The sequence below is a fragment of the Rhizobacter sp. P3_C12 genome (assembly GCF_056402735.1).
This window is the reverse complement of sequence record NZ_JBFUGW010000611.1, coordinates 1-1,101: the sequence shown is the minus strand read 5'-3', so window position 1 is coordinate 1,101 and position 1,101 is coordinate 1. Positions and strand designations below refer to the sequence as shown.

The following is a 1,101-nucleotide window of genomic DNA, read 5'->3' as shown; positions in this document are numbered from 1 at the left end:
CCGTGCGGGCGATCCCGTGTTCGCGTTCAACTCCTTCTGCGAAAGTAATGCCAACTTCCGCTTTTCAACGCAGAAGCGGTACGCGGAAGTCGTTTCCCGATTTATCGACTATCTCTACGAAGCACAGGTTTTCGACCAAGTTGTGCAGCCAGCCCGGCTAAATTCGGTCGTCGAAGCATATTCAATCTTGCTGCGCGACGGCTCCGAGGTCACGGCATCGCGCATCCGCAAGAGCAACAACGACCTCTGGCTGGCAGACGTAGCGGAGCGGCTCGACTGGGCCCCGCTGGCGTCAAACAGCTTTGACAACACCATCGCTGCAGTCAATCGGTTCCTGCGGCTTTCGGAGAGCCTTGCGCGGGAGGCCAGAGAGAAGGCCGTACTGCTTGGCGTCGACGACAAGCAAGGCTATACCGCCCTCATCAAAGCGCTCGACGGCGCGGTGACGTTAAGCCGGCACGAAGTCGCCGCGATGAAGCAGCATTCGATGTTTGGCAACGTCGCCAAGTACGCCCCGAGGGGCATCCAACGTGCAGGGCGTCTCCGCACCCCGGGTTTGCCATCAGCGAGTTCGCGGCGAACCCTCGACTTTCCGAGAGAGTACCTGCGAGCCCTTGTCGAGACAGCCAACTCGTGGCGAGACAAAGCCTTCTGGTTGCTGCTTTCGGCTACTGGCATACGCGCGAGCGAAGCGCTCAATTTGCATCTCAACGACATCGACCTAGAAGCTCAGAAAGTGTATGTGTTTGATCCGCGCGGACGCCGTGCCAGATTCGGCGCGAGCGACCCGAACCGCCTGCGGTTCAAGGGACGCGAGGTGGCCTACACCTACCTCATTCCCGAGCTACGCCAAGACCTCTTCTATGCGCTGCAGCAGTACCTGCGCCTGGAATTCGTCCCCTGCTCCGAACCCGGGGAGACGGTGTACCTATTCCAATGCGTCGAATCGCGAAAACGTGGCCAGCCCTATGTGGATGCAGCCCATGCGGCACTGGCCAAGAGCTTCAAGCGGGCGCTCAGGGCGGCCAACATTCCCGTGGGCAGCGAGGGCAAGGATTGGGTGCTGCAATCGCTGCGGCACATGTATGCCGTGTACATGGT

At 60.1% G+C, this 1,101-nt stretch carries 1 protein-coding gene; it reads left to right on the top strand.

Going from position 1 to position 1,101, the window contains the following annotated elements; genetic code table 11:
- Positions 1–16: 16 nt before the first annotated feature.
- A partial coding sequence (locus AC1DXV_RS34920) for a tyrosine-type recombinase/integrase (RefSeq protein ID WP_477938086.1) occupies positions 17–1,101 on the top strand: 1,085 nt, incomplete at its 3' end.